Source organism: Gemmatimonadaceae bacterium (assembly GCA_019637445.1).
GTDB lineage: Bacteria > Gemmatimonadota > Gemmatimonadetes > Gemmatimonadales > Gemmatimonadaceae > Pseudogemmatithrix.
Window position 1 is genome coordinate 1,171,659 of record JAHBVS010000001.1, and the last position, 13,955, is coordinate 1,185,613.

13 protein-coding genes are annotated in these 13,955 nt (G+C 68.3%); 4 read left to right on the forward strand and 9 right to left on the reverse strand.

Features of this window, described 5'->3' with window-relative positions:
* Positions 1–14: 14 nt before the first annotated feature.
* From KF709_05425 to KF709_05450, 6 genes are all read right to left on the reverse strand, one after another.
* Positions 15–611 (reverse strand): TetR/AcrR family transcriptional regulator, encoded by a 597-nt coding sequence (locus KF709_05425; GenBank protein MBX3173830.1) that lies wholly within the window; start codon positions 609–611, stop codon positions 15–17.
* Positions 612–791: 180 nt separating this feature from the next.
* Positions 792–3,416, reverse strand: coding sequence for a DEAD/DEAH box helicase (locus KF709_05430; GenBank protein ID MBX3173831.1), 2,625 nt, complete (start codon positions 3,414–3,416; stop codon positions 792–794).
* A 62-nt stretch (positions 3,417–3,478) separates the two neighbouring features.
* Complete coding sequence (locus KF709_05435; GenBank protein ID MBX3173832.1) at positions 3,479–4,036, reverse strand: hypothetical protein; 558 nt, start codon at positions 4,034–4,036, stop codon at positions 3,479–3,481.
* Positions 4,037–4,106: 70 nt separating this feature from the next.
* Positions 4,107–5,189, reverse strand: a complete 1,083-nt coding sequence (locus tag KF709_05440; GenBank protein MBX3173833.1) for an ATP-dependent 6-phosphofructokinase — start codon at positions 5,187–5,189, stop codon at positions 4,107–4,109.
* A 31-nt stretch (positions 5,190–5,220) separates the two neighbouring features.
* Positions 5,221–5,382 carry an Rdx family protein gene (locus tag KF709_05445; GenBank protein MBX3173834.1) on the reverse strand — a complete coding sequence of 54 codons (162 nt, stop codon included), beginning with the start codon at positions 5,380–5,382 and terminating at the stop codon, positions 5,221–5,223.
* 206 nt (positions 5,383–5,588) lie between these two features.
* On the reverse strand, positions 5,589–5,840 hold the full coding sequence (locus KF709_05450; protein ID MBX3173835.1) for a hypothetical protein: 252 nt from the start codon (positions 5,838–5,840) through the stop codon (positions 5,589–5,591).
* 102 nt (positions 5,841–5,942) lie between these two features.
* On the opposite strand from KF709_05450, the gene KF709_05455 reads away from it, so the two are divergent.
* Entirely contained in the window at positions 5,943–6,368 is a 426-nt protein-coding gene (locus KF709_05455; GenBank protein ID MBX3173836.1) for a GspH/FimT family pseudopilin, read from the forward strand.
* A 135-nt stretch (positions 6,369–6,503) separates the two neighbouring features.
* Here the strand turns inward: KF709_05455 and KF709_05460 are convergent, their stop codons facing one another.
* The 3 genes from KF709_05460 to KF709_05470 all read right to left on the reverse strand — a co-directional run bounded on the left by KF709_05460 (position 6,504) and on the right by KF709_05470 (position 9,762).
* Positions 6,504–7,631: a DEAD/DEAH box helicase gene (locus KF709_05460; protein MBX3173837.1), complete on the reverse strand. Its 1,128-nt coding sequence runs from the start codon at positions 7,629–7,631 to the stop codon at positions 6,504–6,506.
* A 182-nt stretch (positions 7,632–7,813) separates the two neighbouring features.
* Positions 7,814–8,689: an alpha/beta fold hydrolase gene (locus KF709_05465; GenBank protein ID MBX3173838.1), complete on the reverse strand. Its 876-nt coding sequence runs from the start codon at positions 8,687–8,689 to the stop codon at positions 7,814–7,816.
* On the reverse strand, positions 8,686–9,762 hold the full coding sequence (locus KF709_05470) for a hypothetical protein (protein MBX3173839.1): 1,077 nt from the start codon (positions 9,760–9,762) through the stop codon (positions 8,686–8,688). The genes KF709_05465 and KF709_05470 overlap by 4 nt, the downstream gene beginning before the upstream one ends.
* Before the next feature lie 179 nt (positions 9,763–9,941).
* Between KF709_05470 and KF709_05475 the strand changes: the two genes are divergently transcribed.
* The 3 genes from KF709_05475 to KF709_05485 all read left to right on the forward strand — a co-directional run bounded on the left by KF709_05475 (position 9,942) and on the right by KF709_05485 (position 13,950).
* A complete protein-coding gene (locus KF709_05475) occupies positions 9,942–10,778 on the forward strand; it encodes an alpha/beta hydrolase (GenBank protein ID MBX3173840.1) in 837 nt (278 codons plus the stop codon).
* 98 nt (positions 10,779–10,876) lie between these two features.
* Positions 10,877–11,218 carry a PadR family transcriptional regulator gene (locus tag KF709_05480; protein ID MBX3173841.1) on the forward strand — a complete coding sequence of 114 codons (342 nt, stop codon included), beginning with the start codon at positions 10,877–10,879 and terminating at the stop codon, positions 11,216–11,218.
* Complete coding sequence (locus tag KF709_05485) at positions 11,215–13,950, forward strand: ABC transporter permease (protein MBX3173842.1); 2,736 nt, start codon at positions 11,215–11,217, stop codon at positions 13,948–13,950. The genes KF709_05480 and KF709_05485 overlap by 4 nt, the downstream gene beginning before the upstream one ends.
* The last annotated feature ends 5 nt before the right edge of the window (positions 13,951–13,955 follow it).

Consider the following 13,955-nt stretch of genomic DNA (forward strand, 5'->3'; position numbering starts at 1 on the left):
CTCCGGTCCCAGTGCTAAGGCGTCACGCCGCGGCGCAGGTGACCGGACACGAATCGCTTCAGGTCCGCCGCCACGCTGTGCATCAGGCTCACATCGCGCTTCATCCGCGCCACCGTTGTTGCGCCCTCTAGCGTCGCCACGATGAAGCGCGCCAGCCGCAGGGGATCCGCATCGTCCTCGAGCCGATCCTCGATCTGGGCCAGCAACCCGGCAATCTCCTCCGTCCACGAGCGGAAGACGCGGGCAATGCGCACGCGAAATCCCTCGTCCATCGACGCCATCTCCGTGGCCAGCGCACCGAAGGGCGAGGCCAGCCGGCCGCTGCGGTCGGCCTGCATGGCCACCACGGAGTCGATGAAAACGTGCAGGCGCTCCAAGGGATCCAACGACTGCTCACGCAGAATGTGGAGGCCCCGGTCGGCGAGCACGTCGAACTGCCGCGCCAACACCTCGTGCCCCAACGCGTCCTTGGACTTGAAGTAGTGATAGAAGTGACTCTTGCCGCTCAGTCCGGCCTTCGCGATGACGTCGTCCACCGACGTCTGCACGAAGCCCCGCTCGGCAATCAGCTCAGCGGCCGCGTCAAGGATCTGTAGTCGCTTCTGGCTCACGGAAGGCAGATTAGGACCAGCCAGTCCTAATCACAAGCCGAGCCCGTATTCAGCGCATAACACGTTGTATCACAATGCGTTATGAGCTGGACAAGTTCTCGGACTACTTTGTGAAAGACGGAGCGAACTGGGCTGGCCAGAGCTCGCAAGGCCATCTCGCGTAGCCGCCGCGTCGCGCCGCTACCGACCCCTGCGTCGCTTGCCCTTCGGCACCGGTGGACGTCCTCTCGGCCCGCGCTTTCCACCATCCCGGTCGCCGCGATCGCGTTGGGGTCGGCCTGCGCCGCTCGGCTTACGCGCCACCTCCTCACGCATCCAGGGGCGCGATAGTTCCTCCTGCGCCTCAGCGAGCGTCTCCGTCTTGATGGTCCCGCGTGCGCCGCGTCCGACCGCGATTCGCAGCGGGCGGTCCAGCGTCGGCAATTCCTCATCCACGAGCGTGCGCGCCAGCTTCTCGTTGAGCTGCAGCCTCGCGACGCCGCGCGGCCCCTCGGGCGTCTCCTCCACCTCGTAGTGGATGGAGACCGGGCGGTCCCGTACCACAACCTGCGCCGGCAGTGCCATCCAGCGCTCGCGCTCAGACGCGTCAACGATCTCGTCCGGATCGAACGTCAGCGCCGCCGACTTGAACTGCGCCAGCGAGCCGACGGCGGCCAACGCCTTCTCGTACCAGTCCGCCAACTCCTGTTGCGACAGCCGGGCGGTGCGCCCTCCGCTGCGCCGCCACACCTCACGCACCTGGTCAATCATCGGGCGATTCCGCGGCACCGCCGCGTGCCGCGCCTCTCCACGCGCCAGCGCGTCGGCCAGCACGCGTCGGGCTTCGTCCTCCTGCCCCGGTGGGAACTCCTGCAGCGCCTCACGCTCGCGTTCCAACTCGAACCCGAAGTACGTGAGCCGCCGCTCCAGGGCCAATGGCCGCTCGCGTTGCGACGGGTCGTACACGAGACGAGGCTCGTGACCGATGGCCTGCGCCCGCACGAGATCGCGCGAGAGCTGCGTGCCCTCGATCGCCGCGCGCGGCACGCCGAACTTGTCGGCGAAATAGCGCAGCGTCCCCGCAATGGGTCCCCAGCTGCCGCAGACGCTGGTCTTCGAGACGCGCGCTTCGTCGCCGTCCGCTGTCTCCTCGTCGATCACCAACGCAAACGGCATCACCTTGGCCAGCAACTCGACCCAGCGTTTCTCGATCTCTGCCGTGGCCTTCGGCATCGTGCGCGGCAGGGGCAGGCCCACCGAGCGGTAGATCGAGGCCATCGCCAGCGCCGAGTCCTCCAAGGCCTTCACCAACACGCCACGCCCTTCCGCCCAGCGCTCGACACTCTCGTCGAACATCTGCCGCGGCAGGCCATAGACCTCGCCGAGGTAACCGCAGCGCGTGAAGGCCTCGGCGTAGACGTTGTAGGTCGTGAGGTGGTCGCTGCCCGGCACGACGAGACCGGCGAGGTCGCGATCCTCGCGCGTCATCCGATGCAGCGACTCCACGCTCGCCATCACCGCCACATAGGGCAGCAGCGTGTCGTCGCAGTGCACGAGCAACTCTGCCCAGGGCCGGTCCACCGGCATCGCCTCCACCGACTTGCCGTAAACCGTGAGACGCCCCTGATCGATGATGCCGCGCGACTCCAGGAACTGGACGGCCGCTCGGTACGACTGCCGGTCGAGCGGCACCGGCAGGTCGAGCTCGTCGGCCCGCACGCCGAGCGCCGCGCAGGTGAGCGCCACGCGTTCGGAATCGCCCGCGAGCTGGAAGTCCGGCGCCGTGGGTTCGAGTCGGTCGAATCGGATGTCGCGGTCCGACAGGATGTACACGCGCCCGCCCGCCACGCGGCCGTGCACGCGGCCGGCCATCTGCAGGATCTCGTTCGCGCCCAGATGCAGGCGCGTCAGCACGTTGCGGCCGCGCTCCACCACGTTCGCAAACCGCGTGTCGTCGATGACCACCGTGTCGAGCCCCTGCACGTTCAGCGCGCTCTGTCCGGCCGCCGTCATCGCCAAGAGGAAAGGCTTGCGCACCTCGCCTTCAAGGAACGGGCGGATCACGCGGATCGGCTCGCCCCCGTGGTAGAACGCCACCTCGAGCCGCTGATACCGCGCGCCGGCATCGGTCGCCACATCCTCCACGGCCGCGCGCGTGGGCAGGAACACGCCAACACCACGCTTCTCACGGATCGTGCGCTGCAGGAAGCGGTCGTCGAGGAAGCTCATCGGCTTCTTTCGCACGACTTCCACCGTCGCGGCCTTGGCAGGATCGAAGGCCGACGACTCCACCACGGCCGCCGCGTTGAGGTAGCGCGAGTAGAAGCGGGGGTCCACCGTCGCGCTCAGCCACACGAAGCGGCAACCGGTGCGCTTGCCCAACGCGAGGCAGAGCTCCAGCTCGGCGCTCGTCTGGTGGATCTCGTCCACCACCAGGGTGTCGTGCGGACGGATGTCACCGTCCTGGAACCACCGCCGCGCGATGCCGGTCGTCACGATCACCACGTTCCAGGTCGGGGTCTCGGGTGTGGCCTCGCGTTCGCGGTTCACCACGCCGACCCGCAGGTCGTCGGTGTCGAGCAGCACCTTGGCGATTGGCTTCACGCTCAGGGTCTTGCCCGTGCCCGTCCCAGCGACGATTCCGAAGCCCTGGCGCGGCTGCGCGTCCGAGGTGCCGAGTTCGGTGGCAAGTCGCTGCAGTTCGGCGCCGCGCGAGCGCCAGAGGACGGTCTCGATGTCCAACGTGAACGCGAGCTCAATGGTCTCGCAGGCCGCGCGCGTGGGCGCGATGACGATGATGCGACCTCGCGCCCCACCGGCGCGCACAAAGGCATCGTGGTCCGGCGGGAGATACTGGTCCCGGACCCGACGCAGGCCCTGCGGGTCGGCTACGACTGCCGCTCCCCGAGCTCCAAGCTCGAGGAGGTCAGCGAATCCGGCTTGGGCTTGGGCGGCGTCCGCGTCCGCGAGGGCTGCGGCACGGGTGGCGTGCGGTCCGGCGTCTTGCTGCGCTGGGCCGGGCGCGCGCTGTCACGCGACGGGGTCGGCACGCGGCGACCCGCGGAATCACGGGCAGCCGAGTCGCGCGCGGTTCCGCTGCCGCGACGCGTCGGCATTGGAATCACCACACGGCGCGCGCTGCTATCCGCCCGCGACGGACGCGGATGCGTGCGGAACCCGCGAATCTCGAGCTCACGACTGCGCGTCGGGCCGAACACCACCACGCCGTTGGCGGGCTTCTGCCGTAGGGCGGTCTGGCAGTCGGTCGGTGCCGGCTGCTGTTGGGGCGGCACGCCCTCCATCCAGATCCGGCACTTGCCGACCGGCGGCCGCATGTCCTCCGGCATATCGCGCGGCAGGTCAGGCTCGGTCGAACGCCGCTGCCCCTGCGCCGCAATCGGCGTCAGCGATATCAGGAGAATCAGGGCGGCTGGGCGGAACAGCATCGGGAATCGACCGGAGGGACTGGGGGTGCTCATACCCACACCCCACGCGACGGTTCGGGCCGGCGATGGGTCACTTGTCACCGAAGTTGATGCCCAGGCGCCTTGCGGTCTGCACGACGTCGTGGGTCGGGTCCACCCGCTTCGCCTCCTTGAGCGCGTCCACGATGGGCACGGTCACGATGTGGGGCGTCTGCAGCGCCACCATATGCCCCCACTTCTGGTCCGCCACCGCCTGCGCCGCCGCCCCGCCAAAGCGCGTCGCCAGGAGCCGGTCGTAACCCGTCGGCATCCCACCGCGTTGCAGGTGCCCCAAGACCATCGAGCGCGCCTCCTTGCCCGTGCGGTCCTGAATCTCCTTGGCAATCCGCGACGCGATGCCGCCCACGCGGCGATTCTGCCCCGGCATCGACTCCCCGATGATCGACACCTTGCCGTCCGAGTCGGTCGCACCTTCTGCCACCACCACGATCGCGAACTTGCGCCCAGCCCTGTCGCGCTCCGTGATGGCCCGGCACACGTGGTCGATGTGCCAGGGGATCTCGGGCAGCAGGATCACATCGGCCGTGCCCGCCACGCCCGAATGCAGCGCAATGAACCCCGCGTCGCGGCCCATCACCTCCAGCACCATCACGCGGTCGTGGCTCTCGGCGGTCGTGTGCAGCTTGTCGATGGCCTCGATCGCCGTCTGCACCGCCGTGTCGAAGCCGAAGGTCGTGACCGTGCCCGATACATCGTTGTCGATGGTCTTCGGCACGCCCACGACGCGCATCCCCTTCTCCACCAACCGTTGCGCGATGGCCAGCGAGCCGTCGCCGCCGATGGCGATCAAGGCCTGGATGCCGAGACTGCGCGCGTTCTCGATCATCTCGTCCGACCGATCGATCTCCTTGTAACTGCCGTCCGCCTGCAGCACCGGAAACTCGAAGGGATTCCCGCGATTCGTCGTGCGCAGGATGGTACCGCCGAGGTGCGCGATGCCCCGCACCGTATCGGCGGTCATCGGGATGATCTCGTCCTCGCCGAGCAGGCCTGCGTATCCTCGCTTGATGCCGAGCACCGACCACCCGCGGCCAAGGGCCGAGAGCGTCGCGGCACGAATGACGGCGTTCAGCCCTGGGGCATCACCGCCGCCTGTGGATATCGCAATGCGCATCGCGAGGAACGAGTGGGGGATACGCGGTCGCCTAGCCCAACCGCGCGTCGATCAGCTGCAGCACCTCACCCGGCTGGGCGTGCCGGCCAAGCTGCTTCTTGGAGAACACCAACTGGTCGTCGAGGAACACCTCGAACACGCCGCCGCCCGAGGGGGTCAGGCCCACCTCGGCCTCCGGCCAACGATCCCGCAACGCGGCCGCCAAACTGACGGCCCGGGGTTCGTAGTTTCAAACCGTGCAGTATTCGATGACGAGCTTCATGACGGCGGATGGAGGACGGAGGACGGAGGACGAAGGCTCGATCTCGAATATGGAAGATGACCGCGAGCGCGGCAGGCGTCCATCCTTGCCGCCTCAGTGCTTCCCTGCCGAACCTCCCTCCTCCGTCCTCCGTCCTCTCACCTTTGATATGGCACCCCTGTCACGTTCGCCATCCGGTAGACCGCCGTGTCGTGCTTGGCGATGATGCCGCCGAGCGAGTCCAGGGTGGCCTGCATGTCCGCCATCTGCAGTCCCATCTGGTTGATGGCGTCGGCGATGTCATTGAGCTGTTGCTGCTGGTCCATCACCTGCTGCGGGTCCTGATAGCAGGCACCGAGTGTCATGAGCGAACTCGCGGCCAACGTGCGCAGGAGTCGAGTGGGGGACATCACGGACCTCGGGGGAAGATTGGATGCGGGCGGCCACGGATCGGTCACGCCATCGCGCGCGAATCTAGCCACCCTCGGTTCGTCCCGTGACCGGAGTCCCCAATGCGCCGCGGCGTCACCCTCGCCGAACTCGTCGTCACCTGCACGCTGATCGGCCTCGTCGCGGGAATCGCCATCCCGCGCAGTCGCGATGTGCTCGACGGCCTGCGACTGCGGCAGGCGGCCCACGAGGTCTCCGCCGCTCTGATGCTCACCCGCGCCGCAGCCATCCGGCGCGGCGAACTCGCGCGCCTCATCGTGGACAGTGCGCAGGGCAGCCTGCGCATCGAGTCCGGCGGCGACACCCTGCACCAACGCCACCTCGCCAAGCTGCACTACGTGAGCCTGCGCGCCTCGCGCGACACCATCACCTATGCGCCGTCGGGGATGGGATTCGGCCTGGCCAACTCGACCATCGTGGTGCGGATCCGCCAGCGCGCGGAGACACTGACCGTGGCGCGGTTGGGACGGGTGCGGGAGAGTTACTAAACGGCAGTGGTGAGTAATGAGTTGTGAGTGGTGAGACCGAGGTTGGGTGCGGGAGGCTGCAATGGCGCACCCGTCACAACTCACAACTCACAACACACAACTCACAACTGCAGTTGCCCGTCCCGCGTCCGCCGTTCAAGTCCCGAAGTCGAACCCGCTCACCGAGATCCGCGGGATCTCCTGCCCAATCACCCGCTCAATCGTGCGCACCATCCCAATCTCCTCGGTGCTCATGAACGTGAAGGCATCCCCTTCCTTGGCGGCGCGGCCGGTACGACCGATGCGGTGCACGTAGTCCTCGGCCTGCTGCGGCACGTCGTAGTTGATCACGTGCGTGATGCCCGAGATGTCGAGCCCGCGCTGCGCGATGTCCGTGGCGACCAACACGCGCGTCTTCCCGTCCTTGAAGCGCTTGAGCGCCTGGTCGCGCTGCGCCTGCGACTTGTCGGCGTGCAGGGCATCGGCGTGCACGCCCTCGTGCTCGAGATGCCGCACGACGCGGTCGGCGCCGTGCTTCGTGCGCGTGAACACCAGCACGGAGTCGTCCGCTTCCATCTCGCTGACCAAGTGCGTGAGCAGCGACGACTTCCGATGGCCCGGCACCGGATACACGAAGTGCCGCACCGTGTTGGCGGCCTGCGAGCGACGCCCGACCTGCACGACCATCGGCTTGCGCAGGTACTTCCGCGCCAAAGCTTCCACTTCAGGCGGCATGGTCGCCGAGAACAGCAGGGTCTGCCGGTACGGGTGGATGGTCGCGACGATGCGGTTGATCTGTGGCGCGAAGCCCATGTCGAGCATGCGATCGGCCTCGTCGAGGACCAGGACCTCGAGGTCGTCAAACACCACGTTCTGCTTCTCGAGGTGGTCGATCAGGCGACCCGGCGTCGCCACCACGATGTCGACGCCACCACGCAGCGCCTCCGTCTGGCCTTCGTAGCCGACGCCGCCGTAGACCGATACGACCTCGAGCCCCGTGCCCGTGCCGTACTTGCGGACACTGGCCTCCACCTGCTGGCAGAGTTCGCGCGTGGGCGTCAGGACGAGGGCGCGCGTGCGCTTGGGGCCGCCAATCAGTCGTTCGATGATGGGAATCGTGAACGCCGCCGTCTTGCCCGTGCCCGTCTGCGCGAGGCCCATCAGGTCGCGGCCCTTCAAGGCCAGCGGGATCGCCTGCTGTTGAATCGGCGTCGGCCGCGAGTAGCCAGCCTTGGCGAGCGAGGCCAGCATCGCCTCGCCCAGTCCGAGGTCGACGAAGGTGATGTCCGAGGTGCTGGCTTCCTGCTGCGCGAGCGATTGCACCGTCGCCGAATCGAGGGCGGCAGCGGCCGACGGCGCGTGTTCATTTGAACTCGCCACCTTCGACGCCTTGCTCGCTGCCTTCCGCTTCGCCTTTGGCGCTTTGGTCTTGGTGTCTTTGCTCTTCGTTGTCATCCCAGCGAAACCTAAGCGGCGAAGTCCGCGAGCAACAACGCGTTGACCCGCTCGGGCGCCTCCTCCATCACGACGTGGCCACCATCGGCAATCCACGTGAGACGCCCATTCGGGAGCGCGGCGACGAGCCGCTCGGCGTGTCCCGGCCGCACCGTGCGGTCGCGCGTGCCGAACACGACGTGCGTGGGAACCTGCAGGCGCGCGAGCGTGGCCTCATCCCACATCTGCCAGGGAAACTCCTGGAGCATCTGGAAGCCTGCGCGCACCACGGCAGGAAACTGCGTCGGCGCCCAGTACTCATCGACATCGCGCTCGCTGAACCAGCCCAACTTCCCGTAGACGCGATGCTGCACAAAGGCCACCATCGCCCGCGGGACGAACAGCGAGATCAGTTCGCCGGACGGTGTGGGCAGGAGTGGCGAGAGCATCTGCCAGGGCGGGATGGGCCCGAACCCCACCGGTCCGTAGAGCGAGAGTGCGCGAACGCGCTCCGGGGCGTCCAGCGCCAACTGCACGGCGATCTTTCCGCCCATCGACTGGGCGGCAATCCCGGCCCTCTCCACGCCGAGCGCGTCGAGCAGCTCGCGCAGACTCGCGACGAACCGTGACAGCGTGTACGACCCGGCCGCATTCGGCGCGTCGGAGAGCCCGTGGCCGAGCAGGTCGGGCACGTACACGCGGAATCCCGCCGAGGCCAAGGGCAGGATGTTGCGACGCCAGAGATACGCACTGACCGCCCAGCCGTGCACCAGGAGCACGGGCGCGCCGTCCGCGGGGCCAGCCTCAAGCACGCGCAGCGTCGGCCCGGACGCCAGCGCGACGCGCCGCACCTTGATGTCGGCGATGCCCGCCGGAAACCACTCCGACGGCGGAAGCCGTTCGCTCAAATCAGCGTGATCGGACGGCCCGACAGGCGCGCGATCAACCCGATGCGGAACGTCACGTCGCACCAGCGCTCGTCGCCGCCGTGCGTCACCTCAAGCGGGAACATCGGCCAGACGTAGGGATCGGTGCTCTTCGGCATCGCCAGGCCCTTATGCGGATGCCAGACGCCATCCCTGCCACTGTCGTCCACGAAGCGCTCGAACATCTTCGTCCAGTTCTCATTGCGCCGCAGGAAGCCGAGGCGCGCGATGAGCTCCAGCCAGGCGATGGCCTTCGGCACGTCGTTCTCCACCGCGTTGCGATGCGGCAGGTGGTCGCCCAGTACGGCGAAGGGCACCGGCAGCAACTGTGTGCCGATCTGCTGCACCGAGTCCTGCCGCGGCAGCGGCTTGGTCAGGTACTCGTAGAGCAGTTCCATCGCCTCGTAGTGCTCGCTCTGGAAGAGCGGCATATGGGCAATGAGGTGCAGGGCGTAGATCGACGGCGGGAAGGCATCGGCGTGCAGGACCTGCTTGTTTCCCACCCGCACCCACGGCTTCTCCGCCAATGGCGACTTGAGAAAGTCGGCGATCCGCTCGATGGTGCGCCGCGCCAGCCCGCGAAGCCGCGGATCCGCCTCGAAGCCCGCCGAGGCGAGTGCGGCACCGGCGGCTTCGCGCAGCAACTGCCGCTGCGAGTGAAGGAACTCCTCCTCCTGCTTCCCACGCGACGGCAACAGCTCATAGAGCTGCGCCGGATCGTCGTCCTCGGCCAGGAGGCGGAACAACACGCGCTTGCTGTGCACGATAGGCGGCGCGTCCTTGTCCCAGCCATACTCGACGAGCCGGCGAATGGCGGGAATGGTCCCAATGCCCTCGAAGTGTTCAGAGCGCTGCGTGGGAAGCGACAGCATCGATCCGTTCCAGATGCCGTCGACGTTGGCCTGCAGCGCGAGCTCAAGCGCCGGCGGGAATCCCATAGGGACGAGGTCGAGATCCGCACAAGCGTCGCTACCCAGCTGCGCAACATCCTTGATGGCGCGATACTGAATCGGTGCTGACGCGTTGCTGAGCAGCCATTCGAGAGGAAACGGCACTTCCGCCTGCGGTGGCGGAGGCGGTGCGAAAATCGACGCTGGCGTGATAATTGGTATCGTCAATCGAAAACCTTGGCTAACGCATTGCGGGACAAGACGATGGGCTCCTACGCCTGAAGCGAGAACTCCAAGAGCGCGTATAGGATACCATTTTCGCGCCAAAGCGCCAGATTCCCGCCATGCGCGGTGAGTTCGTCGATGTGGGGGCCGGACGCCTCTATTACTACGCCGCGGGCACCCGGGGCTCGGGCCTGCCTGTCGTGTTGCTGCACGGATTCCCGATGTCCAGCCGTCTCTGGAGCCACGTGGTCCGGGACTTCCCCCCCGGACACCGGCTGGTGGTCGCGGACCTCCCGGGATTCGGTCGCAGCGACGCGCCTTTGTCGGCGGCCGCCGGATGCAGTGATCACGCCGAGCTCTTGAGCGCACTCCTCGACGATCTTACGATCGACCGTGCAATCATCGTGGGCCACGGACTCGGTGGCGGCGTGGCGCAGGCATTCGCCGTGCAGTGGCCTGAGCGCGTGGCGGGGCTAGGTCTCGTCAGCAGCGCCGCATTCGGCCAGCGCCCGCGCCGCATGGCGCGAATGGCGCGTGCGCTCGGGCCCCTGGCACGCATCACGCCGCCGGCCCTCCTCGCTGGTCTCGTGCACGGCTCGGTGGCGCGCGGCTTTGCCGATCCGGCACGCTCACACCTCGTGCTCGACTCCTGCCTGCGGCAGTTCACCTCGCCCAGCGGGCGCGATGCACTCATTCGGCATCTCGCCGCCATCCGGCACTGCGACACCGGCCCGTGGTCTGCACGACTCGCGGAACTGCGCGTGCCGGCCGTGGTGGTGTGGGGCGAAAGCGACCCCTTCTATCCCGTCGCACTCGGCGAGCGGCTGCAGGCCGTGTTGCGCGGATCGACGCTGCACGTCCTGCCCGGCGCCTCGCACTTTGTACCAGAGGACTCGCCGGACGCGCTGTTGCGGGCGCTCGCCCCGCTACTTGAGGCCGTGCCGGTCCCGCCGTAGTTCCTCGGCAGCCTCCGGGCTGCCCGAGCGCAGGCGCGAAACCATTTCAGCGCGATCGCCGTCTAACCTAAGAACCTTAGGTTACTCGGAGCTTGCCTGTGCCGCGCGAATCGCTCGACGTCGTTAGGGGAACACTCGACCTCATCCTCCTCAAGACCCTCAGCTGGGGGCCGATGCACGGCGTCGGCATCATCCGCTGGATCGAGGACGTCACGCAACGACAGTTGCTGGTCGAGGAGGGCGCGCTCTACCCGGCCCTGCACCGCCTCGAGGAGCGTGATTGGCTCACCGCCGAATGGGGCCTCACGGAGACGGGCCGCCGGGCGAAGTACTACGACCTCACGGCGCTGGGCCGACGCCAGCTGGCGACCGAGGCCTCGCGGTGGAACCGCTACGCCACGGCGATGGCTCGAATCCTCGCGGCGCCGGGGGCACGATGAGCGGCCCCACCCGCCGAGACTTTTCGCTGCCCGAGTCCTCAGAGCGCGTGGAGTCGGTAGTCGATGAGGAATTTCGTTTCCACCTCGAGGAACGCCGCGCCCAACTGGTGGCCGAGGGCATGAGCGCCGATGATGCGGAACGCGAGGTGCAACGCCGATTCGGCGACGTCGCGAGCTACCGCCGCGAAACCGCCGCCATCGACCGTCGCAAGGTCCGCTCCCGCCGCCGGGCCGGGTTTGCTCGCTCGTTGTGGCGCGAGTCGCGGCGGGCCGGCCGACTCCTGCGGCGCGACCGCGGCTTCGTTCTGATGGCGACGGCGACGCTCGGACTCGGACTCGCGGCCGTGATGGCGGTGTTCGCGGTGGTCGACGCGGTGCTCCTGCAACCGCTGCCGATTCCCGATCCCGACCGCGTGGTGGCCGTGCGACACCCGGCCACGGTCCCTGGCAGCGGCCAGCGTATCTGGGGCCTTTCCACCGGCGGCTACGTGCACCTGCGTCAGCACGCGCGTACGCTGGCAGAGCTCGGCATCTACAGCACCTCGTCGTTCACCGTCCTCGCCGACGGCGAGGCTGCGGTCGCGCGCCTCGGCGTCGCGACACCGAGCACCCTGCGGGTGCTCGGCGCGCGCGCCGTGTATGGACGCCTCTTCGGTGACGCCGATGCCGCGCCCGGCGCGCCAGAGGTGGCCGTACTCTCCGCCGAGTACCACCGCAGCCACTTCGGCGCGGACCCTGCCGTCATCGGCAAGAGCCTTGAGACCGGCAGCGGAGACTACGAGATCATTGGCGTCGCGGCACCTGGCCTCACGGCGCCGATGCCCGGACCCTTTGCCGACGCCAGTGACCTCACGGGATTCGGCGTCGACGTGTGGGTGCCAATGCACGTCAACGAGGCCGGTCCCTTCTACAACTCGCATCCATACGTCGGAGTCGCGCGGCTGGCTGACGGCGCGGATGCCGAATCTGCCACCGGCGAGCTGTCTGCACTGTTGGCGCGCTTCCCGGAGTGGATGCCGCAGGCCTACACCGAGTCGTTCCTCGCCAACTACGACTTCCGCATCGCGGCCACCCCGTTGCACGCTGCCGTGGTCGGGCCGCAAGCGACGCGCGCGCTCTGGCTCCTGCTCAGCGTAGTCGCGCTCGTGCTCGCAGCCGCGACGGCAAACGTCGCCAACCTGTTCCTTGCACGCCTTGAGGCACGGCGCCAGGAATCTGCCGTGCGCACGGCGCTGGGAGCGTCGACGGCACAGATGGCGGCGCACTTCGCAGCGGAGTCCCTGCTGGTCTGTGGTGCCGCCCTGGCCATCGGCCTGGCGCTGGCGTACGCGGCACTCGAACTGCTGCCCTGGCTCGCTCCGCGCGATGTCGCCCGCATCCACGAGGCGAACCTCGGAGCCGCGCCCGTGGCGCTCGGCATCGCGCTCGCACTCGGTGTCGCCGCCGCGCTGGCCCTCGCACCCGCGATGCGGAGGTCCCTCGACGTCGCCGCACTGCGCGATGGCAGCCGGACGCTGGCGGCCTCGCCCCGCCGGCGCCTGCTACGCCAGGGCCTTGTCGTGGCGCAGCTTGCCGCGACGATGGTCCTGCTGAGCGTCGCGTTGATGCTCGTGCGCGGTGCGCGCACGCTGCGGGGCGTCGACGCCGGATTCGACCCTCAGGGCGTCCTCAGCTTCGAGGTGTGGCTGCCGTTCTCCACCTACGACACGCGGGAACGCGCTGCCGCGTTCTACCGGGATCTCGAGACGCGATTGCGCGCGCTGCCGGGCGTCGCGGAGGTGGGCTTCGGCCCGCTGCCGCTCGAGGACTTCGGCACCGGCTGCAGCGTGGTATTTCGCGAGGGACGGCCATACGAGACGGGCCAGCAACCCCCTTGTGTCTCCACACCCGTGGCGTTGCCCGGCTACTTCGATGCGCTGCGCATCACGGTCAACGGCGAGCGTCCCTCCTGGCGGGACGTCGATGCGCGCACGCAGGCGGTCGTCGTCACGCAGGCACTCGCCGAGCGCCTCTGGCCCGGCGAGGATCCGATCGGTCGCGGGATCGGCAGCAACGGGAGCAACGCCCAGTCGTGGTATCGCGTCGTGGGTGTGGTCCCGGAACTGCACGCCGAGGCGCTCGACGCGCCGCCCACGGAGGCCGTGTTCTACGCCGCAACGAGCTTGATCCCCAACCAACGGACCGATGCGATCAACTACCTATCCGTGTTCATCCGCACGGCGCAGGGTAAGCCGATGGAGATGCTGCCTGCGGTGCGGGAGGCCGTGCGCGCAATCGATGCGCGCGTGCCCATTGTCAAGCCGCGCGACCTACCCGAGGTGGTCACGCGGTCGATGGGCCGCCTGCGGTTCCTGCTCGCCCTGATCGGTGTGTCAGCGCTCGTCGCGTTTGTAGTGAGCGCCATCGGCACCTATGGCGTGGTGGCATATCTCGTCACGCAGCGACGCGCCGAGGTGGGGATCCGTATGGCATTGGGAGCCAGCGCGGCGAGTGTCGTCCGGTTGATCGTCTCGCAGTCCCTGGCGGTCGCCGTGGTCGGTGTCGGCGCGGGCTTGCTCGGCGCGGTGTACGCGTCGCGCGCGCTCTCGGCGATGGTGTTCACGGCTGGCTCGGCGGGTCCACTGCTGCTCCTGCTCGTGGGGGCGAGCCTCGTGGGCGTCGTGCTGGCAGCGAGTCTCGGTCCAGCTCGCCGCGCCACGCGCGTGCATCCGGCGGAGGCGCTTCGGACCTAGGGCGC

Excerpts from the sequence above, each read along its gene's own strand:
- KF709_05435 (MBX3173832.1), bottom strand. The coding sequence starts at position 4,036 with ATGCTGTTCCGCCCAGCCGCCCTGATTCTCCTGATATCGCTGACGCCG.
- KF709_05440 (MBX3173833.1), bottom strand. The coding sequence starts at position 5,189 with ATGCGCATTGCGATATCCACAGGCGGCGGTGATGCCCCAGGGCTGAAC.
- KF709_05450 (MBX3173835.1), bottom strand. The coding sequence starts at position 5,840 with ATGTCCCCCACTCGACTCCTGCGCACGTTGGCCGCGAGTTCGCTCATG.
- KF709_05455 (MBX3173836.1), top strand. The coding sequence starts at position 5,943 with ATGCGCCGCGGCGTCACCCTCGCCGAACTCGTCGTCACCTGCACGCTG.
- KF709_05475 (MBX3173840.1), top strand. The coding sequence starts at position 9,942 with ATGCGCGGTGAGTTCGTCGATGTGGGGGCCGGACGCCTCTATTACTAC.
- KF709_05485 (MBX3173842.1), top strand. The coding sequence starts at position 11,215 with ATGAGCGGCCCCACCCGCCGAGACTTTTCGCTGCCCGAGTCCTCAGAG.